Consider the following 19,347-nt stretch of genomic DNA (forward strand, 5'->3'; position numbering starts at 1 on the left):
CAGGCCCCGCACCCCGCCGCGGCGGCCCCGCGGCCCCCGCGGCGGCCCGCGGTCATCGCAGGGACTCCGGCAGCTCCTCCCGGTGGACGACGGCCAGCCGCTGCGTCGCCCGGGTCAGCGCCACGTACAGGTCGCTGGCCCCGAACCGCCGCGGTTCCACCACCAGGACGTGGTCGAACTCCAGCCCCTTGGCCTCGCGCGGGGCCAGCAGCACGACGGGAAGGGTGAGGTCGGGCTCGGCGCCGGGCGTGACGCCGTCGAGCGGGGCGGCGATCTCCTCGTGCAGCTCGCGCGGCGCGATCACCGCGAGGCGCCCCTCCTCCGGCGTCAGCTCCGCGACGGCCCGCGCCACCGCGCCCGCCAGGTCCGGGCCGGCGTCCCGGACCGACGGCGCCTCACCGGTGGACCGGACCGACGCGGGCGGCTCGAACGACGGGTCCTGGGCCCGCACCACCCGGGCGGCCAGGTCCATGATCTCCGTGGGCGTACGGTAGTTGACGCCCAGCCGCACGTGCTCGAACCGGTCGCCGACGTACGGCTCCAGGATCCGGTCCCACGAACCGACGCCCGCCTCCTCGGAGGTCTGCGCCGGATCGCCGACCAGGGTGAGCGAACGCGTCGGCGACCGGCGCATCAGCAGCCGCCACGCCATCGGCGACAGCTCCTGCGCCTCGTCGACGATGATGTGCCCGAACGTCCAGGTCCGGTCGGCGGCGGCCCGCTCGGCCGCGCTGCGGTGGTCGGCCTCCTCCTGCCGCTCCGCCATCCGGTCGGCGTCGATCACGTCGTGGGCGGCCAGGACCTCGGACTCCTGGTCCTCGAACTCGTACGTCTCCGACCCCCGGGACAGCTCCAGGACGCCCCGCGCGTAGGCGACCTCCTCCTGCCGACGCGCCTCGGCGGCGGCCCGCTCGGCGCTGTCGTCGGCCCCGAGCAGCTCGGCCGCCTCGTCCAGCAGCGGCACGTCGGCCGGGGTCCACCCGCCGGCGCCGGGAGCGCGGCGGATCGCCTCGGCGTCCTCGTCGTCCAGGTACACCGGCTCGGCCAGGTAGTCGGCGAGGAACTCCTCCGGAGAGAGCGCCGGCCACAGCTCGGCGATCGCGGCGTGCACCTCTCCGCTCGCCGCGACCCCCCGGCCGAGCTGGGCGATGTCGTCCGGGCCGAGGAAGTTGGGGCCGCCGTACGGGTCGGCGCCGAGGCGGTCGGCGAGCTGCGCGGTGAGGGCGTCGATGACGTGGAAGGCGAAGTACGGACGGGCCAGGTTGTGCGGCAGCCGGGTCTCGCGGGCCGCGTCCCGGGCCTCGTAGGCGATCTCCCAGTCCAGGACGAGGTCCCCGTCGTCGTGCCGGACGACCATGGGCGCGCCGGGCTCGGGCAGCGTCTGCCGGTCCCGTACGGCGAGGGCGAGCGCCTCGGCCATCCCCGCGCCGCCCTTGACGGCCGCCGCGCGGGGGGTGTCCGTGCCATGCGCGTGGACGCCGGGGAAGAGCTCGGCCTGCGTGGCGAGCATGACCCCGGTCTCGCCGAGGGCCGGCAGCACCTCGCCGATGTAGCGCAGGAAGGCCGGGTTGGGGCCCACGACCAGCACCGCGCGCTTGGCCAGCAACTCGCGGTGCTCGTACAGCAGATAGGCCGCGCGGTGCAGCGCGACCGCCGTCTTGCCGGTGCCGGGGCCGCCCTCGACGACCAGGACACCGCGGTGCGGGGCCCGGATGACGCGGTCCTGCTCGGCCTGGATGGTCCGCACGATGTCACCCATGCGACCGGTGCGGGCGGAGCTGAGCGCGGCCAGCAGGACGGCGTCCCCGCTCGGGTCCTCGAAGCCGCTGCGCTCGCGGTCGGCGAGGTCGAGGATCTCGTCGTGCAGCTCCGTCACCCTGCGGCCCTCGGTGCTGATGTGCCGGCGGCGGCGCAGCCCCATGGGCGTGTACCCGGTGGCGAGATAGAACGGCCGGGCCACCGGTGCCCGCCAGTCGACGAGAAGAGGTGTGCGGCCGGTGTCGTCCTCGCGAATTCCGATACGGCCGATATGGTGCGCGGCACCGTCCCTGAGATCGATCCGGCCGAAGCACAACGAGCCGTCCACCGCATTCAGCGCGGCCAGCAGACCGGAACGCTCGGCCACGAACACATCCCGCTCGAGACGGGCCTGGCGACCGTTCCCCACCGGCGCCAAAGCGTCCTGGACGTGCTGGGCGGTGATCCCGCGCAACGCGTCGACACGGTCGTAGAGCCGGTCGACGAATTCCTGCTCCCGCTGCAATTCGGCGTCTCCGCGATTTGACACGACCGCTCCCTGTCGGATATGGTGTTGACAGAAGCCCCCGTTGTGGGGCTTTTTTGCTGTGCGTGCACAGAAACACTCAATATACGTGAGGAAATCCCCGCTCCACCATTGTGGGCGGGGATTTCGGTGTGCGCGACCACGGTCCTCGGCGCGTTCCGGGGCGGGGGCCGACCCTGCCGGGAGAGGCGCTGATCCCGGGCCGATCCCGGGCTGGCCCTGAGCTGTCCCAGGGCTAACCCTCGTCCCCGGACCGGGTCGCGTACTCCACGGCGGAGAGCGCGTAGACACGCACCGTGCGGTCGGGGTCGGCCGAGACGAGTTCGCGGGACAGCCGCATGCCCAGCTTGCGGGTGACGTTCGCCGAGGGTGCGTTGCCGGCGCGGACCAGGCTCAGCAGCTCCGGCAGGCCCGCCTCCCGGAAGGCGAACCGGACGCTCGCCCGGGCCGCCTCCGTGGCCAGGCCCCGCCCCCAGAAGCGGCGCCCCAGCCGCCAGCCCACCTCCACCGCGGGCATCACCGCCGGCAGGAAGTGCGGCACGGACAGGCCCGTGAAGCCCGCGAACTCCCCGGTGTCGCGCAGCTCCACGGCGAAGAGGCCGAACCCCTCCGTCTCCCACAGCCGCTCGATCCGCTCGATGTGCGCGCGGGTCTCCGCGGTGTCCCGTACGGAGCCGTCGCCGATCCACCGCATCACCTCGGGGTCGGCGTTGACGGCCGCGTAGGGCTCGACGTCCTCTTCGCGCCAGCGGCGCAGCACCAGGCGCGGTGTCTCGATCGTCGTCATGTCGCCCATCATCGCCACCGGGCGGGTGCGGCGCGCAAGTCGCGCACGGGGGTCGGGGTTTCGGGTACTCGCGCGCGGGCGTACGGGCGGGCGTGGGGCGGGTGGGTCCGGCTCCGGGGAGTGCCGGAACGGGAGCCGGCGGCAGCGGATGGCGCGGTGTGCTGCCGCGCCGGGCGGGTTCGGGCTCGGCGCGGTGGGTCCGGAGCCGGCCGGCGGGGCCGGCCCGGAGCCCGCCGGCGGCGGATCGTGAACGCCGCTCGCCGCGGGTCCGCCCGAGCCTCGGTCAGTCCTCGGCGGCCGGCCCCGGCTGGGGGCCGGAGTCCAGGACCCTGGCGGTGAAGTTCGCCAACCGCGCGCGGATGTCCGCGCGCGGTGCGGCCCCCTGTCCGGCCAGGTGCTCGACGAGGTCGGCCCGGGTGGCGGCGAGCAGGGCGTGGGCGGTGAAGTCGCTGTCCGGCAGCCCGGGGATCTGCTCCAGCGCGGCCTGGAGCAGGCCGTGCCACCGTTCGTAGTGCTCCGCCTGGTACGGGCTGCCCGTACCGCCCTCCTCCAGGGCCAGCGCGAGGCTCCGGTTGTCGAGCTTGAAGCACAGGACGGCGTCGAGCAGGGCGGATACGCGCTGCCGGGGCGGGCTGGTGGGCCCCAGGGGTGGCGGGCCGGACTCGACGGCCTCCCTGACCGGTTCGAGCCGCGCCTCGTACAGCGCGCGGAGCAGTCCGGGGCGGTCGCCGAAGGCCCGGAAGAGCGTGCCCTTGCCGACGCCGGCGGCGGCCGCGACATCGGCCATGGTGACGTCCTCGGGGCTCTCGCGGCGGGCGAAGAGGGCGTCGGCCGCCGCGAGGACGGCCTCGCGGTTGCGGGCGGCGTCCTTGCGGGGCTTGCGCTCGGCCATGGTGCTCCTCCGGTTGTGATGCGGACCCGGTTGCGATGCGGACCCCGGGTCCGTATCGTCAAAGCGGACCCCGGGTCCGTATTTTACTGGATGGAGGACGCCCATGTCCGCACCGACTTCTCCGGCGGATCTGTACCGCCACAGCCTGCGACTGCTGCTCGACAAGGACATTCCCGCGTGGGTCGACCTGTGGGCCGAGGACGGCCTCATGGAGTTCCCCTTCGCCCCCGACGGCTGGCCCCGGCGCCTGGAGGGCAGGGCGGCCGTCGCCGAGTACATGCGCCACTACCCCGACCACATCGACCTGCACGACTTCCCCGCCCTGCTGATCCACCAGACCGCCGACCCGGAGACCATCGTGGTCGAGATGCGCGGCGTCGGCCGCCTGGTGGAGACCGACGCCCCCTTCGACATGACCTACATCGCCGTCGTGACCGTCCAGGACGGGCACATCACCTCCTACCGCGACTACTGGAACCCGCTCGCCGTCAGCGAACCCGGCACCGACTTCACCGGGAGCAACCGATGACCACCCAGACGGAGACCGCGCAACCGATCGCCACCACCGGCGCCGCGCTGGTCATCGGCGCCACCGGCACCACCGGCAGCCGCACCGCCGCGCGGCTCACCGCCGCCGGCCACCGCGTCAAGGCCGCCAGCCGCCACGCCGCCCCGGTCCCCGGCGCGGAGCCGGTCGCCTTCGACTGGTACGCCACCGCCACCCACGCCGCCGCCCTCGACGAGGTCGACCGTGTCTACCTCGTGCCGCCCGTGGGCGACTCCGACCCCGCGACCGTCATGCCGCCCTTCCTCCGGCAGGCCCGCGGCGCCGGTGTGCGGCGCGCGGTGCTGCTCAGCTCCTCGGCCATCCCCAAGGGCGGCCCGGCGGTGGGAACGGTGCACCAGGCCCTGCCCGACCTGTTCGACCAGTGGGCGGTGCTGCGCCCCTCGTGGTTCATGCAGAACTTCACCGGCGCGCACGCGCACGCCGTGAGCATCCGTGAGGACGGCACCATCCGGACCGCGACCGGGAGCGGCCGGGTCGGCTTCGTCGACGCCGAGGACATCGCGGCCGTCGCCTTCCACGCGCTGACCGACGAACACGCCCCCGACACCGATCTCGTGCTCACCGGACCGGAGGCGCTCAGCTACGACGACATCGCCGCGACCGTCACCGAGGTCACCGGCCGGCCCGTGGTCCACCACCAGCTGTCCTACGAGCAGATGCGCGACCGCCTCACGGAGCTGGTACCCGTCGAGTTCGCCGCGATGCTGGCCGCCATGGACCGGGCCATCGCCGAGGGGGTGGAGGACCGCGTCACCGACACCGTCCAGCGCCTCACCGGCCGGCCCGCGCGCTCCTTCCGCACCCACCTCGAAGACGAGGCGCGATGAAGCAGCTCGTGTTCCAGGACGATCCGCAGTTCTGGTTCGAGACCCCGCGCAACCCCGGCCTGGCCGTCTACGGCGGCTCGGACGTCGGCGAAGTCGTGGCGACCGCCTCCCGGGTCACCTCCGGCGACTACGACGGCTGGCACGACGCCTGGCTGTCCACCGCCGAACGGCTGGAGGCCGAAGCCAGGGCGAGCCACCCGGTCAGCGAACGCGACGGACTCCTGCGCGCCTCCACGAGGAGGAGGGCGGCGACGCCCACTGCCACCCCGCTGCCCTGCGGCTTGGCGGTGGCGCGCGTCGTCGACTGGCTCGACGACACGATCTGACGCCGTGGCGAACCGAGACCGCCGTCCGCACCGGACCCGGACCCTGACGTGACGCCAGGGCGTGGCGGGGCGCTCTGTGACCGGGGCGCCCCGCCGCCGTGTGTTCCGGGGCGGACGTCCCCCTCCGACGCCCGCCCCGGAGTCTCATGCGCCGGCCGTGAAGTCCACCTCCGCCGCCCTGGACACGGCGGCCGTGCGGCCGGGGGCCGACTGGTTCGACCAGTACAGGTTGGTGTGGGCGATGACCTGCTCGGGCGGCGGCGCCCCCCACGCGGACAGGTCCTCCGTGGTGTGCCCGTCGCTGACCAGCGTCGTGTCGTATCCGCGGGTGAAGGCGCCGTGGACGGTGGAGCGTATGCACACGTCCGTGGCCGCGCCGGCCACCACCAGCCGCCCGACGCCGAAGCCGGACAGCAGCTCCTCCAGCTCGGTGGCCTCGAAGGAGTCGCCGTACTCCTTCTCCACCACCGGCTCGGCGCCGGCCGGGACCAGCTCCGGCACGATCTGCCAGCCGCTGGCGCCCTTCACCAGCTCCTCGTCGGCGTGCCGGACCCACACCACGGGCACCTCCGCGCGGCGCGCCCGCTCCACCAGGCCGGCTATCGCGGCCACCACCTCATCCCGCCGGTACGCCTTCGCGACCACGTCGTTCTGCACGTCCACGACGAGCAGGGCGGTGCCCGTCCGGCCCTCCAAGGTGCTCACGTCTCTTCCTCTCCGCCTGCGTCCGCTCTTTCCCGCATCGTAGGAGAGGGCACTGACAACGCCCCGGGCGATCAGGCCGAGGCGCCTGCGGGCAGGGCTCGCTGACGATCCGTCGGGACGCCCGGCCCCTGTCCGGACGCCGCCCGGTCGTCGGTCAGGGGTTCGCCGCCGGCCCCTCCACCGGTGCGGGGTTCGCCGGGTTCGCGGACGGCGGCGCGCCGGGGGCGTCGATCGCCGGGTCGAAGGCGAGGCGGAACTTGGGGAAGCGGGCCTGCTTGGGATCCAACAGGTCGATGAGCACCACCAGTTGCGTCTGGAGGGCGCGCAGCCGAGCAGCGGCCGGAGCGGTGTCCGCCGCGAGCCGGTCGACGTCCGCCAGCAGGACCTCGAACCACTCGGCGAACCGGCTGTCGCCGTCCAGCCGTTCGCAGAACTCGGCGAAGCCCAGGCAGCGGCGCCGACCCGGCTCGCTGTCCGGGTGGACCATCAGCTCGCCCACGGCCCGCTGCCGCGCGCGGAACAGCCGCAGCTCGGAGCTGGCCGGGTCGATGGCGGCCAGGCAGTGCCCGACCTCCGCGATCTGCCGCATGATCCGGGTGTTGAGGCTGTTGCGGCCGAGGTCGAGGAACTGGATGTCGCGCCGCAGGATCTCCACCCAGCCGAGGTACTCGGCGAGGACGAAGACGGTGGAGCGCCGTACGAACTCGGCGTCGCGGGCGCTGCCCCGGACGAGGAACGCCGTCAGGAAGCCGTCGCCGCGCGCCGGGTCCTGGTCGATGCGGTGGCTGTGCAGGATGTTGAAGAGTCTGGTCTGCAGGTCGTAGGCGGCCCAGGCGAGGGAGCCGCCGTAGCGGCTCATGTAGGTCCGCTGCTCCATCGAGCTCAGGCGGCGCTGCTGCCAGTAGCCGGACAGCGCGGTCAGCACCGCGCCACCGACGGCCACGGCCGCCGAGATCAGGGACAGCGAGTCCATACGGTTCCCCCAGTGGCCGTGGCGCGGTGCCGCGTGGCCGACCCGATGACGATTCTGGCGACCTGACCGGTTCTGCGCTCCGCCGTGCTCCCCCCAGCGGGCTCGCGGGGGCCTTCAGATCCTCGCGCCAGGCCCCCGGCTCGCGCCACTGGCTTGTGCTGCCGAGTCCAGCCGCCGGGGCGGCGCCGCCGGGCCGTCCGCCCGTCCCGGCGAAACCCGTTTGCGGGGCGCGTGGCCGGCTGCTTGGGTTGCCGCGTGCTGTTCCAGGAAGAACTGATCGCGCGGGTCCGCCGGGCCTGCGCCGCCGACGACGGACTGGACGCCGCGCTGATGTACGGCTCGTTCGCCGCCGGCGAGGCAGACCAGTACAGCGACATCGAGTTCTGGCTGTTCTTCGCCCCGGAGCGGCTCGCCGCGATCGACCCGCACGCGTGGTGCTCGGCCATCGCCCCGCTCACCTACGGGCTGCTCAACGAGTACGGCTCGTACGTCGCCTTCTTCCCCGGGCTGGTGCGCGGCGAGTTCCACTTCGCGGCGGCCGAGGACATCGCTCGGCTCGCGGACTGGCCCGCCCGGGGCGCGCCCGTCGAACGCATGGTCGTCGTCGACCGCCGCGGGGCGCTGGAGCCGGCCCTGCGCGCCCTGCCCCAGCGCTTCGACGCCCCGGTGGACCGGCCCGCAGAGGCCCTGGCGGAGTACTGCGACGGGTTCGCCAACTGGCTGCTGCTGGCCCTCCACCTGACCCGGCGCGGCGAGCACCTGCGGGCCTGGGACGCCCTCGGGCACCTCCAGCGGCACCTGGTGTGGATGGCCCGGCTCGCCGAGCGGTCCGCCGGACACTGGCTGACCCCCTCCCGGGGCGCCGAACGCGAGCTGTCGCCGACGACCCTCGCGGAGCTGCGGGCCGCCACCGGCGCGGCCACGCCGGAGGCACTGCCCGAGGTGCTGCGCCACGCGTTCCGCCTCGGCGTCCGACTGTGGCGCGACATCGCCGCGCGCGGCGGCCGGACCGTCCCGGCCGCGCTGGTCGAGGAGCTGGCAGCCGCGCTGGGCGAGCCGGTCCCGTGAGCAGTGAGCAGTGGGCAGTGGGCAGTCCGTACGTCAGCGCGTCAGTACGTCAGCGCGTGCTCCGGCTTCGGAGGCGACGGACCGTGGACCAGTGGCCGGCGGCCGGGGCCGTCGGATCGGGGGATCGTCGGATCGGGGCCGTCGGACCGGGGCCAGGGCGGTGACCGGCGGTCAGTCGGCGTAGCGGAGGACGGCCGCGCAGCCGTCGTCCGCGGGCCGACCCGGCAGCAGCTCGCTGAAGCCGGCCCCGCTCAGCACCGCCGCCCGCAGCAGCAGCGCGCCGGCCGGGGCCTCGAAGGCCGAGGCCGCGTGCGCGCCCAGGGCCTCACGCGCGCTGCCCAGCAGCCGGGGGTCGTCCGGGGCGCCCCACAGCGCCGGGTCACCGGCGCGGTCCGCGGCGAGCAGCAGGGTGCGCACGTTGCCCGCGGCGAACGCCTCCGTCACCGCGGGGAAGCCGTGCACGGCGGTGTCCTGCTCCAGCGCCGCCTCGAACGCCTCCATCGCCAGCTCGTGGCTGCGCCGCGTGTATCCGGCCAGCGCCTCGTCGACGGCCTCGCGCAGGCTCGCCAGCGCGTCGGCGCCGCCGCGGCCGCCGGCCACGTCCACCAGTTCGGCCTGCGGGACGGCCTGCGCGCACAGCGGCCGCAGCACGCCGACCGCCTTCGGGTCCCCGCCCACGAAGACCAGCGGCGCGTCGACCTCCCGGACCGCCTGGGCGATCTCCTCGACCACGCCCGCCGCGTTCTCCGTCCAGAGGTTGAGGGTGCGGCGGTGGTACGAGGACATCGACGCGCCGCCCGCCCGCACCCGGGTGATGTGGAGGGTGCCGCCGTCGTAGGTGCGGCTGGTGGCGGGGTCGAAGGCGCCGGCGGGGTAGGCGTCGATGTCGCCGCCCTCGCGGTCCAGCGCCACCACCACGTACGGCACCTGGTGGTCCAGGTCCAGCACCGTCTCCAGGGGGTCGGGCACCGGCCCGGCCACCGCCCGGGCCCGCGCGGGCGGCGCGGCCAGGGTGAACGCGCCCAGCAGCCGGCCCTCCGCGGCGAACAGCGACTCGCCCTGCGGTCCGACCACGTGCGGCGCACCGCCCACGGCCTCCTCCAGGACCCCGAGCGTGGCCTCGTCGACGCCCTGCCCGGCGAGCCGGCCGCGCAGGTCCCGCCACACGACCTCGACGCGCTTGTCGGCGTCCTGGTCAAGCCGGCTGGTGTCCAGGTGCACCGACACCGTCGTCGCCGCCGGGGTGTACAGCGGGCGCAGCAGGGCGAGGTCCATTCGGCCACCTCCGGTTCGGAGCGTTCGGGGAGCAGGACGGGTTCGGGGGCGTTCCGGTCGCTCGGATCGCCGGACGGGCGTCGGCACCGCGCACCCGATCCCATACTGCGGTCATCCCGCCCGGCCCGCGCTGCGACCGCCGCCGGGCGGGGGCCTGAGAAGCCCGACGGGGGGCAGCGGGGGCGGCAGAGGCCGGACGGGGGCAGCGGGGGCCGCAGCTTCCTGTGCCGCCGGGGACGGGTCACCCGCGGTACGGTCCGGAGGGTCAGGCGCGGTACAGCTCGGAGACGTTGTCGCGCGGGGCGGGCCGGTGCCTGCCCGCGGGCCCGGAGGCGAACCCCGTCAGCACGTTCTCGGTGACCCGGGTGACGAAGCCGCGGGTGCGGGCGTCCATCCGGTGGTCCCGCCCGTCCAGGCCGGTGCCCGCCATCAGGCCCTCGACCCACCGCATCGTCCCGGTGGCGAACACCCCGGCACCGCTCGGCGCCGTGTAGTACGCCGAGTCCGAGTGGCTGCCCCGGCCCTTGCGTGTCAGCGGGGAGTGGGCGACGACCTCGATCGGCGCCGGCGTGGGGGAGCCCGGGGTGACCCGGTCGTACTCCACCCCCACCAGGTGGTCGAAGCGGTCGCCGCGGCGCGCCCCGGTCCCCTGGAACGCCCAGTGGTCGGGGCGCTCCACGACGTACGGCGCGTCCACCGGGTACCCCTCGTAGAGCACGCCGGTCATCGAGGACTCCGGGTCGGCGCCCGGCCCCGACCGGAAGTCGGTGGTCGCCATCTCCGGGTGGTCGGCGAGGTACGGGTCCTGGCCGTAGTCGGTCTTGTAGCAGACCACGCTGCCGGGCACCTCGGCGTGAGCACCTGCCTGCGCCGGGCCGGGCTCCAGCCGGACCCGGCGGAAGCACGTGTTCGCGCCGAGGAAGAGCAGGTTGGTGCCGGCGTCGCGGGCGGCCGTGACGTGGCGGCGCTGCCGGGGCGTCCAGTACTCGTCGTGGCCCAGCGCGACCGCGGTGACGGCACCGCGCAGCACGGCCGGGTCGCGGTCCACGTCCACGCCGGTGGTGTAGGCCAGGGGGATGCCCAGCCGCTCGGCCAGCACCACGGCGGCCCGTTCGTAGACCAGGAACTTCTCGGCGCCGCTCTTGGCGTAGGGCCGCCCGAACGACACCGCGAAGGCGCGGTGGGCGTAGGACCCGTCGGGGCCGAGGTAGAGGCTGGTCCCGCCCCAGTGGTTGTACGCCTGCCAGGTCGCGGGGGCGTGCATCAGCAGCGTGCGGCCCGCCGCACGGGCCGAGCGCACGATCAGCGGAACGTAGCGCTGATGGCCGCTGTCGGCCTCCAGCCGCAGCAGGTAGGCGCCCTCCGGCCACCCCGCGGCGGACACCTCCAGGCTCGGCTCCCACCCGGCCCACACCATCCGCGTCTCCAGCACCGTGTCGTGCGCGCCCTGCCGCTGCCCCCGTAGCGTCCCCGAGGCCCACACCAGGGCGGCCTCCGCGCCGCCGTACCAGCCCACCCGGAACGCCGAGGCGCGGAAGGAGCGCGCGGTCGTCGACACGTGCAACCGGAAGCGTCCGCCCGGGAGGACGCTGACCTGGTCCGCGTACCCCTCGATGGCGTCGGCCGGGCCGGTCGACGCCAGCCGCCAGCCGTTGGTGCCCCTTCGGGTGCCGCCGCTCACCAGCCCGGACGCTCCGGAGGTGGGGACGGGCGTGCGGCTCGCCGGGCTCGGTGCCGCCGCGTCGCAGCCGGCGCCGGCGGCGGACGCCATCGCGGCCGCCAACCCGCCGGCCGCGACCCGCAGCACCCCGCGCCGACCGGGCCCGGCCGGCGCCGCGTCACCCCGGCCGGGGGACCGCCCGCGTCAGCTCCGCCGGGGGGACCGCCCGCGTCAGCGTGCCCGGACACGCCGAAGCCCCTCGCCGCCCATGACGCCGCCTTCCTCACGCCTGCGCGGCCGCCGCCGCCGTCGTCGATCACGCTCCGTTTCCGATTCTCACCGCGGCCGACCCCGCCGGGCGACCCGGCACGGTGAAACCCGGGCATCCGGGGGAGCACCCGGGCCTGCTCCCGCCACCCGCTCCCCGCCCGCTCCCGCGGCCCGTCACCAGTCCGACGGGGCCGGCGAGGACGGGACCGCACGGGACGACAACACGGCCGACGCGCCGCGCGGGACCCTGGGTCCTGGGGCCGCCCGGTCAACCGACGGACTGCCGCACTCCTGCGCTCCTGCACTCCCGGACCGCCGCACTGCCGAACTCCCGAAAGGAGAGCCCACCGTGGCCGGCGTCACCGAAACGAGAGCACCCCGCCTCCCCGGCACCCGCGCGGACGCCCTGCGCAACCGGGAGCGGATCCTGGCCGCCGCGATCGACACGTTCGTCGAGTCAGGCCCCGAGGCGCCACTCGACGACATCGCCCGCCGCGCGGGCGTCGGCAGTGCCACGCTCTACCGGCACTTCGCCGACCGGCGCGCCCTCGTCCGCCAGGCCCTCGCCCTTGTCGCCGGCCGGGTCGCGGACTCCGCCGAGGCGATCGCCGCCGACGTGGCGGACCCGTTCACCGCGCTGCGCCGCTTCGCGCACGCTGCGGCCGACCAGAGGGTCGGCGTCCTGTGCGGCATGTTCGGCGACGTGGCCGCCGCGAGCCGCCAGGGGGACGAAGCGCAGCGGGACCGGTTGGCGGCCGCCGTCGGGGGACTCACCGAACGGGCCCGGAGGGCAGGGCAGTTGCGGCCGGACGTCGCTACGGAGGACTTCCTGATCGCGCTCGCCCAACTCGTCCGCCCGCTGCCCGGTCCGGCGCGCCCGTCCTCCGACGCCGCCGTCCACCGACGCCTTGAGATCCTCCTCGACGGCCTCCGGGCGGTCCCGGCGTCACCGGCGGTCCCGGAACGCCCGGCGGTCGCGGAGTCCCCGGAGCCCTCGGAATCCCGGGAGCCCCCGGCGTGACGGACCCGGGCTCGGCGGGCAAGCACCGGCGACCAGGACGCGGGGGCGTCGCCCCTCAGGCTTCCGGTCGCCGCTCGTGCCCCTCGTGCCCCTGCCGGCGGTGGGGGTGGGCCGGGTAGACGCCCAGCAGCCGCACCTCGGACGAGAAGAAGTTCAGCTCCTCCAGGGCGAGGGCGACGCCGGGATCGTCCGGGTGCCCCTCGACCTCGACGTAGAAGCGGCTGGGGTGCAGCCCAGCGCCCATCTGGTAGCTCTCGATCTTGGTGATGTTCACGGCGTTGCTGGCGAAGCCGCCCAGCGCCTTGTACAGCGAGCTGGGGATGTTCCGCACGCAGAAGAACAGGCTCGACATCGTGGGCGCGCCGGTGGCCTCGGGGACGACCGCGTCCCTGGACAGGACGACGAACCGGGTCGTGTTGTCCGGGTCGTCCTCGACCCCGGCCTTCAGCACCCGCAGCCCGTACTCGCGGGCCGCGGCCGGCGGGGCCAGCGCGGCGTGCCGGGGGTCGCCCAGCTCCGCCACCTCGCGGGCGGCCCCGGCGGTGTCCTGGGTGACCAGCGTCTGCCAGCCGCCCTCGCGCAGGACCTTGCGGCACTGGCCCAGCGCGTGCACGTGGCTGCGGACGTACTCGATCTGCTCCGCCGACCCGCCGGGCACGACGACGAGGTCGAAGCGGATGGGCAGGAAGTACTCGCCGATGATGGACAGGCCCGACTCCGGCAGCAGGTGGTGCACGTCCGCGACCCGGCCGGCGGTCGAGTTGTCCACCGGGATCACCGCGAGGTCGGCGGTGCCCAGCGTCACCGCGTCCAGCGCCTGCTCGAAGCTCGTGCAGGGCAGGCCCGTGCTGCCGGGGTAGAGGTCGGCGGTCGCGGCGGCCGAGTTGGAACCCGGCTCTCCCTGGTAGGCAATCGTGGTCATCGCGCCTCGGTTCTCTGCTGCCCGCACCGGCGATCCGCCGGCCGGCGGACGGTTCGGGATCTCTCGTCTTCTCGCACCGGCCGGACGTCCCGGTCGGCCTCGGAGGCGTCCCACGCCGTGGCACCTCCCACCCGGCATACTCCTTGGTCGCGACGGCGTTCTCCAACTCGCCGCCCTCCGCTTGACGCGGCGGCGGTGCTCCCCGCCGTGCCCGATCCGCTTGTCCCTGGCGGCCGGGGACGGGGCAGGACCCCGGCTCGCCGCCTCTCGCGCCTGCCCCTTCTGACCGCGCCGGGAGCCCTCAGCGGGCCCACCGTCCGCGCGAAGTCCCCCGCGAAGCGTGAGCCCCGCGGCCTGGGGGTGACGGGAGGGGCGGCCGGCACGGACGGCGGACCGGGGGTGTACGGCGCGGTGGAGTCCGGCGAACCGTGCGCTGCGCTCTCCCCGGGCCCCCGGCGGTGCTGAGGCAGCGCCGAGGCAGTGCTGAGAGGCGGGGAGCATCAGGCCGGGGGCGTCGCGTGGGTCAGCGCGGCGATGGTGTGGCGCCGCGGCGGGTGGCTGCCCAGAGGAGGAGAGCGAGCAGACTGACCCCGGCGCCCAGCGCGCAGACGGCCGTCCAGCCCGCCGCCGCGTAGAGAGCGGTCGCGGCGACGGCGCCGGAGGCGCTGCCGATCGAGTAGAAGACCATGTAGCCGCCGATCAGCCGGCTGCCCGCCTCCGGGTGCAGAGCGTAGATCAGGGTCTGGTTGGTGACGTGGACGGCCTGTACGGCGAGGTCGAGGAGGATCACGCCGGCCGCCAGCGCCCAGAGCGAGTGCCGGGTGAGGGCCAGCGGCAGCCAGGAGGCGGTGAGCAGGGCCAGGCCGATGCCGGTGGTGCGCTGGGAGAAGCCTTGGTCGTTCAGGCGGCCGGCCGCTGTGGCGGCGAGGGCGCCCGCGGCTCCGGCCAGTCCGAACGCTCCGATCGCGGTGTGGGACAGGGAGAGCGGGGGTGCGCTGAGCGGCAGCGCGACACTGCTCCACAGGGTGCTGAAGGCGGCGAAGACCAGCAGGGCGAGCAGGGCCCGCACGCGGAGGAGGCGCTCGCGGGCGAACAGCGTGACGGTGGAGCGCAGCAACTGCCCGTACGTCCTGGCCGTCGACGTGGTGCTGGTGCTGGTGCTGGTGCTGGTGCTGGTGCTGGTGCGGGACGGCAGCAGGCGGTGGAGTGCCAGGGCGATCGCGCAGGTGAGAACCGCTGAGGAGAGGTAGACGGCGCGCCAGCCGGCGAGGTCGGCCAGGAGACCGGACACGGTGCGGGCGAGCAGGATGCCGGTGACCACGCCGCTGGTCACCAGGCCGACGACCCGTCCGCGTTCCTCGGGTGGGGCGAGGGACGCGGCGAAGGCCACCAGCGTCTGCGTGACCACCGCGAGCAGCCCCACGGCCGCGAGGCCCCCCAGCAGGAGCGTCGCGCTGCTCGCGGTGCCGACCGCCGTCAGCGCCGCCGCCAGGAGGAGGAGCTGCGCCACGACGAGACGTCTGCGGTCGAGCATGTCCCCCAGCGGTACGAGGAGGAAGAGCCCCAGGCCGTAACCGATCTGGGTCAGGGTCACGACCGCGCCGACCGTCGCGGTGCCGATCGAGAAGTCGCGGCCCAGCGTCACCAGGAGCGGCTGCGCGAAGTAGACGTTGGCCACGGCCGTTCCACAGGCGACGGCGAAGAGCACGGTGCCCCCTCTGGACAGCCTGAACGCGGGCACCCCCGTCCCCGTTCCCAGCGCCACGGCCTCCGCCGCCTCGGCCATCCCCGTCGTGCCCCCGTGGACTCTTGCCATGTGAAGCCCTTTCGCGGAACTGGTTTCAACGTGCCACCAGGTGACGGTAGCCGTATCTGGTAGCATGTTGCAACCAGTGTGGAGGGTGGCATGGTGGAGCGGACCCGTTTCGACGACAGCGACTGTCCCGTCGCGCGGTCGGTCGACGCGATCGGCGACTGGTGGTCGCTGCTGATCGTGCGGGACGCCTTCGACGGCAGCCGCCGCTTCGGGGAGTTCCAGCGCGGCCTCGGCGTGGCGAAGAACATCCTCGCCGCGCGCCTGCGCTCGCTGGTCGCCGCCGGAGTCCTCGACACCGTCCCCGCCTCGGACGGCAGCGCCTACCGCGAGTACGTACTGACGCCGAGGGGCAGGGGCCTCTTCCCCGTCATCGTCGCGCTGCGCCAGTGGGGCGAGCAGAACCTCTTCGCCCCCGGCGAGCCGCACTCGGAGCTGGTCGACCGCGGGCAGGGGCTTCCCCTGCGGGCGTTGGAGGTCCGCGCCGCGGACGGACGGCGGCTCGACGCCGACGACACCACCGTCAACAAGCTCGGCTGACCGGCCGCCCGGGAGCCCCCGAACCGCGTCGCCGCCAGTCCGTTCGGGTGGGCAACGGCGCCGCCCGTCCCCTCGGCCCAGCCGGAACGACGCGTGACGCAGGCCACAGGAACTCCCCACAGGCCACGGAGAGAACCTGGTGTGAGGGACACAGACAACGAGACGCGCCGACGCGTACGCGAAGGGGACCGTGAGGCGTTCGCCCAGCTGTACGAGCAGTTCGCACGTGCCGTGTACAACCACGGGCTGCGGCTGACCGGCGACTGGTCGACGGCCGAAGAGGTCATGTCCGAGACGTTCCTGGCGGCGTGGCAGGCCCGCGCGCGCGTCCAGGAGGACGGCGGGACGCTCCTGCCCTGGCTGTTGGGCATCGCCACGCACAAGGCCGACAACGCGCGGCGGGGATTCCGCAGGCGCCAGGGCTTCCTGGCGCGGCAGCCGCAGCCGGACGTCCAGGAGGACTTCGCCCCGGAGACCGCCGGACGCATCGACGACGCCAGACGCCTGCGTGCCGTGCACGCGGCCCTCTGCCGTCTGCGGCGCCAGGAACGGGAGGTGCTGGCCCTGTGCGTATGGGGCGGCCTGGACTACCAGCAGACCGCCGAGGCCCTGGGCATCGCCGTCGGCACCGTACGCTCCCGGCTCTCGCGCGCCCGCGGAAGGCTGGCCGCCCTGGCGGAAGAAGGCATGGAACGGCCCGGCGCCCGCGGAGAGATGACAGGTGAGGCCGCGATCGCGGCCCTGACCGTAGGGGAGAAGCCCGCATGAAGGACACCGCGTCCCCGGCCGCCCGGGACCCGCGGCACGACCGCGAAGAGATCGCCCGCCTGCTGCCCGCCCCCGCCGAACAGAACCTTCCGCACGAGCGGTTCCTGCACCACAAGGAGCAGCTCATGCGTCGGATCGACCAGGACAGCGACCACGCCACCCGCTCCCACTCCCGGACCCGCACCCGCACCCGGCCGCAGCGCCGGCTGCTGCGGCCCGCGCTCCTGGCCCCGGCCACCGCGCTCGCCCTGGCCGGCGCGCTGACCGCCGGCATCGCGCTGACCCGCACCGGACAGGAGACGTCGGCCGGCGGCCGCGCGGACACCCGGGCGCTGCCCGCCGTGGCCCTGCTGGCACAGATCTCCGACACCGCGGGACGGCGTGCCGTTCCGACCGTGCGCGACAACCAGTACGTCTACACCCGGGAAGAGGGCCGCGCGGCGGACCTCACCAGCGGGAAGGCCGTCCTGGGGCCGCTGCGGGACACCGAGAAGTGGCTCTCCCAGGACCCCGACCCGGTCCAGCAGCAGGGGCTCCTGCGCGTCGACGGAGTGACGACCCGCCTCAACGCCGAGTTGGGCGACACCGACGGAACCCCGGCGGGTGTCGCCCGTCCCACCTACAAGTGGCTCGGCTCACTGCCCACCGACCCCGACGCGCTGCTCGACTACCTGAAGTCCCAGAAGCCCCGGACCAACGACAGCGAACCCGACCAGTGGGCGTTCGACGAGATCGGGAACCTGCTCGGCGGGGTGATGCCGCCGCGCACCGCCGCGGCCCTCTACCGGGCCGCGGCGAGGATCCCCGGCGTCGCCAGTGCGCCCGAGGCCCGCGACGCGATCGGCCGCCAGGGCCTCGGCATCGTCCGTGAGGACGACCAGCACGCCTCCCGCACCGAGTGGGTCTTCGACAGCAAGGACTTCACCTTCCTCGGCTCCCGCACCGTGCTCGTCAAGGACACCCCGTACGGCAAGGCCGGCACCCTGATGTCCAGCTCGGCAGAGATCGAACACGGCGTGGCCGACAAGGCGGGGCAGCGGCCCGCCGCCGACGAGGTGACCCGCACGGACGCCACCGGCTGACACGCATCCCGGCCCTGACCGGCCCCGCCGCCGTTCACCGCCGATCCCGCGAACGAGGACTTCCGCCCCCGGCCGTGCAGGTGGCGGCCGCGCAGGGCCCCGCACTTCGTCCCGTGCGGTCGCTCCCCGAGCGGCCGTGCGGGACGTGTGCGGGCGGAAGCCGGGCCACGCGGTGCAGGAGAGGCCCATCCTGGAGAGAGGTGACCCTCCACCACCGACCGAGAGTGAGCCTGTGAACCGACTCCTCACGCCTCCGTTCCTCTTTTCGGCCCCGGCCCACCTCGCCCGTCGTGAGGTCGACCGGCTCGGGATCGCACCGGGTGCCGTCGCCTGCGATGCCTGTCGAGTCGCGGATCTCCGCCTCCGTATCGCCAGGTGCCTCCCGTCATGACGGCGTCCAAGGAGTCTCGAACGGCGCTGTCGGAGGCTTGCGCGGTTGTCGGTCTGGATGCCCGGGGAGCTGTCCCCCTCCGCATCGCGGCGAACGCCCGTGGCCCTGGCGCGGAATCATGTGACCGCCTGCCGGCCCGGATCGTGAACGCCGTTGGACCCGGTCCGGGTACGCGGGAGACCGGTACGGACGGTCCGGAGCGGTCCCCTTGTATGGGAGCTCCGTGTCCGCGCCGGCCTCAGCGTGCGGCGAGCAGGACCGGGGTGCGGCGGAAACCGCCCGGTGCAGTGCCGTACTCGCGGCGGAAAGCGGCCGAGAACGCGAACTCGCTCGTGTACCCGACCTGGTGCGCGATGGCCGCGAGCGGGGCGTCCGACTCGCGCAGCATGCGCGCCGCGCGGCCCAGGCGCCACGTGGTCAGGTACCTCATCGGCGGCACCCCCACCACCGTGGTGAAGCGGCGCGTGAACGCCGTGCGCGGCATGGTGGCGGCCGAACTCAGCTGGGCCACCGTCCACGCCCGCTCCGGGTTCTCGTGGATCGCGCGCAGCGCGGCGGCTATCCCCGGGTCGTCGGCGCGCGGCCGGCCGGACGCGTCCTGCTCGTCGTACCACTGCCGCAGCACCTCGGCGAGAACCAGGTCGAGGAGTGCGGGCAGCGTGGCGCCGGTGCCCGGGCCGGTCGCGGCGGCATCGGCGGCCACGTCCGCCGCGAGGAGATCGATCAGTGTGCGCAGCCGTGGAGCGCGCTCGTACGCCGGCGACAGCGCTACGAGGTCCGGCAGCGCGCGCGGGTGCCGCGGTGAGGGACCGTGATCGAGGTGGTAGGCGCCGCACAGGAACTCGAAGTCCGCCGGGCCCGGCTCCGGCGGAAACGGGCCCAGCACCATCTCCGGCAGGTCCGCCAGCACGCGGGGGGCCGCGCACAGCCCGTGCGCGATGCCCGCGGAGACGAGTACGACGTCGCCCGGCCCGAGCCGGACCGGCTCGCCGTGCTCGGTGACCAGCCAGCACGTGCCGCGCCGGATGATGTGGAACCCGCTGCCGGAGAACGGCGGGAACCGCACGCCCCGCCGGTCGGTCTGCCGGATCAGTCGGGCGGCGGCGCTGCCGACGCGCAGGGTGCGGATCACCTCGCTGATCAGGTCCATGCATACGACTTTAGCGGCACGCACA

The 19,347-nt window shown here is 74.7% G+C and carries 18 protein-coding genes; 8 read left to right on the forward strand and 10 right to left on the reverse strand.

What is annotated here, in order from left to right:
* Nucleotides 1-52 precede the first annotated feature (52 nt).
* The 3 genes from BS72_RS24195 to BS72_RS24205 all read right to left on the reverse strand — a co-directional run bounded on the left by BS72_RS24195 (nt 53) and on the right by BS72_RS24205 (nt 3,963).
* A complete protein-coding gene (locus tag BS72_RS24195) occupies nt 53-2,263 on the reverse strand; it encodes a HelD family protein (RefSeq protein WP_037913517.1) in 2,211 nt (736 codons plus the stop codon).
* Nucleotides 2,264-2,519: 256 nt separating this feature from the next.
* Nucleotides 2,520-3,071, reverse strand: coding sequence for a GNAT family N-acetyltransferase (locus BS72_RS24200; protein WP_037917446.1), 552 nt, complete (start codon nt 3,069-3,071; stop codon nt 2,520-2,522).
* Between the two features lie 283 nt (nt 3,072-3,354).
* A complete protein-coding gene (locus BS72_RS24205; RefSeq protein ID WP_037913518.1) occupies nt 3,355-3,963 on the reverse strand; it encodes a TetR/AcrR family transcriptional regulator in 609 nt (202 codons plus the stop codon).
* A 103-nt stretch (nt 3,964-4,066) separates the two neighbouring features.
* On the opposite strand from BS72_RS24205, the gene BS72_RS24210 reads away from it, so the two are divergent.
* The 3 genes from BS72_RS24210 to BS72_RS24220 are packed head-to-tail and all read left to right on the forward strand — an operon-like array spanning nt 4,067 to nt 5,684.
* Nucleotides 4,067-4,492: a nuclear transport factor 2 family protein gene (locus BS72_RS24210; protein ID WP_037913521.1), complete on the forward strand. Its 426-nt coding sequence runs from the start codon at nt 4,067-4,069 to the stop codon at nt 4,490-4,492.
* Nucleotides 4,489-5,358 carry an NmrA family NAD(P)-binding protein gene (locus tag BS72_RS24215; RefSeq protein ID WP_407639010.1) on the forward strand — a complete coding sequence of 290 codons (870 nt, stop codon included), beginning with the start codon at nt 4,489-4,491 and terminating at the stop codon, nt 5,356-5,358. Before BS72_RS24210 ends, BS72_RS24215 begins: the two co-directional genes overlap by 4 nt.
* Complete coding sequence (locus tag BS72_RS24220) at nt 5,355-5,684, forward strand: hypothetical protein (RefSeq protein ID WP_037913523.1); 330 nt, start codon at nt 5,355-5,357, stop codon at nt 5,682-5,684. Before BS72_RS24215 ends, BS72_RS24220 begins: the two co-directional genes overlap by 4 nt.
* Before the next feature lie 144 nt (nt 5,685-5,828).
* Here BS72_RS24220 and BS72_RS24225 read toward each other — a convergent pair whose 3' ends face one another.
* On the reverse strand, nt 5,829-6,389 hold the full coding sequence (locus BS72_RS24225; RefSeq protein ID WP_037913528.1) for a cysteine hydrolase family protein: 561 nt from the start codon (nt 6,387-6,389) through the stop codon (nt 5,829-5,831).
* A 154-nt stretch (nt 6,390-6,543) separates the two neighbouring features.
* Nucleotides 6,544-7,362, reverse strand: a complete 819-nt coding sequence (locus BS72_RS24230) for a hypothetical protein (protein ID WP_198545946.1) — start codon at nt 7,360-7,362, stop codon at nt 6,544-6,546.
* A gap of 255 nt (nt 7,363-7,617) precedes the next feature.
* On the opposite strand from BS72_RS24230, the gene BS72_RS24235 reads away from it, so the two are divergent.
* Entirely contained in the window at nt 7,618-8,430 is an 813-nt protein-coding gene (locus BS72_RS24235; RefSeq protein ID WP_037913530.1) for a hypothetical protein, read from the forward strand.
* A 171-nt stretch (nt 8,431-8,601) separates the two neighbouring features.
* Here BS72_RS24235 and BS72_RS24240 read toward each other — a convergent pair whose 3' ends face one another.
* Both BS72_RS24240 and BS72_RS24245 read right to left on the reverse strand, forming a co-directional pair.
* Nucleotides 8,602-9,705 carry a baeRF2 domain-containing protein gene (locus BS72_RS24240; RefSeq protein WP_037913532.1) on the reverse strand — a complete coding sequence of 368 codons (1,104 nt, stop codon included), beginning with the start codon at nt 9,703-9,705 and terminating at the stop codon, nt 8,602-8,604.
* 265 nt (nt 9,706-9,970) lie between these two features.
* The gene (locus tag BS72_RS24245) at nt 9,971-11,476 is read right to left on the reverse strand and encodes a N,N-dimethylformamidase beta subunit family domain-containing protein (RefSeq protein WP_232792524.1); all 1,506 of its coding nucleotides are present in this window, start codon (nt 11,474-11,476) and stop codon (nt 9,971-9,973) included.
* 508 nt (nt 11,477-11,984) lie between these two features.
* Between BS72_RS24245 and BS72_RS24250 the strand changes: the two genes are divergently transcribed.
* The gene (locus BS72_RS24250; RefSeq protein ID WP_037913536.1) at nt 11,985-12,656 is read left to right on the forward strand and encodes a TetR/AcrR family transcriptional regulator; all 672 of its coding nucleotides are present in this window, start codon (nt 11,985-11,987) and stop codon (nt 12,654-12,656) included.
* 55 nt (nt 12,657-12,711) lie between these two features.
* Here the strand turns inward: BS72_RS24250 and BS72_RS24255 are convergent, their stop codons facing one another.
* Nucleotides 12,712-13,578, reverse strand: coding sequence for a prephenate dehydratase (locus BS72_RS24255; protein ID WP_037913538.1), 867 nt, complete (start codon nt 13,576-13,578; stop codon nt 12,712-12,714).
* Nucleotides 13,579-14,101: 523 nt separating this feature from the next.
* The gene (locus tag BS72_RS24260; protein WP_051951610.1) at nt 14,102-15,364 is read right to left on the reverse strand and encodes an MFS transporter; all 1,263 of its coding nucleotides are present in this window, start codon (nt 15,362-15,364) and stop codon (nt 14,102-14,104) included.
* Nucleotides 15,365-15,484: 120 nt separating this feature from the next.
* Between BS72_RS24260 and BS72_RS24265 the strand changes: the two genes are divergently transcribed.
* The 3 genes from BS72_RS24265 (at nt 15,485) to BS72_RS24275 (ending at nt 17,781) form a co-directional block, all read left to right on the forward strand.
* Nucleotides 15,485-15,931, forward strand: a complete 447-nt coding sequence (locus tag BS72_RS24265; RefSeq protein WP_037913539.1) for a winged helix-turn-helix transcriptional regulator — start codon at nt 15,485-15,487, stop codon at nt 15,929-15,931.
* A 141-nt stretch (nt 15,932-16,072) separates the two neighbouring features.
* Nucleotides 16,073-16,699 carry an RNA polymerase sigma factor gene (locus BS72_RS24270; RefSeq protein WP_037913542.1) on the forward strand — a complete coding sequence of 209 codons (627 nt, stop codon included), beginning with the start codon at nt 16,073-16,075 and terminating at the stop codon, nt 16,697-16,699.
* The gene (locus tag BS72_RS24275; protein WP_037913543.1) at nt 16,696-17,781 is read left to right on the forward strand and encodes a CU044_5270 family protein; all 1,086 of its coding nucleotides are present in this window, start codon (nt 16,696-16,698) and stop codon (nt 17,779-17,781) included. The genes BS72_RS24270 and BS72_RS24275 overlap by 4 nt, the downstream gene beginning before the upstream one ends.
* 629 nt (nt 17,782-18,410) lie before the next feature.
* On the opposite strand, the gene BS72_RS24280 is transcribed toward BS72_RS24275, so the two are convergent.
* Entirely contained in the window at nt 18,411-19,322 is a 912-nt protein-coding gene (locus tag BS72_RS24280) for an AraC family transcriptional regulator (protein WP_037913547.1), read from the reverse strand.
* Between the last annotated feature and the right edge of the window lie 25 nt (nt 19,323-19,347).

The organism is Actinacidiphila yeochonensis CN732, from assembly GCF_000745345.1.
GTDB classification, from domain to species: Bacteria; Actinomycetota; Actinomycetes; order Streptomycetales; family Streptomycetaceae; genus Actinacidiphila; species Actinacidiphila yeochonensis.